The following is a 304-nucleotide window of genomic DNA, read 5'->3' on the forward strand; positions in this document are numbered from 1 at the left end:
GCCCTCTGACAGGCCTTCTCAGCAAACTGAAGCGTAAACCTTCCGCTTAACGGACAAGGATAGAGAGCAGCCATGTTCGGAAAAAGAGGCGCAAGCACCCCCGCCACCACGATAAAACCTATTGCCAGTCAAACAGCTGGCAGTTCACAGAGCACTGTATCTACACCATTGTCACAATCACCATCGGCATCAACGTCAGGTGAAACGACAACAAAACCCGTTGCTGCTCCGGTTGCCCGTGAGAAATCACAGGCCTATTACGATACAAAATCCCAGATCTTTGCAGCACTGATTGATACGATCG

Annotated in this window: 1 pseudogene; it reads left to right on the forward strand. The window is 50.3% G+C overall.

Features of this window, described 5'->3' with window-relative positions:
* Positions 1 to 72: 72 nt before the first annotated feature.
* Positions 73 to 304 (forward strand): annotated as a pseudogene (locus tag HBA93_RS20320) (CpaF family protein); the annotation flags it as partial.

The organism is Ochrobactrum sp. SFR4, from assembly GCF_019730395.1.
Taxonomy (GTDB): Bacteria; Pseudomonadota; Alphaproteobacteria; order Rhizobiales; family Rhizobiaceae; genus Pseudochrobactrum.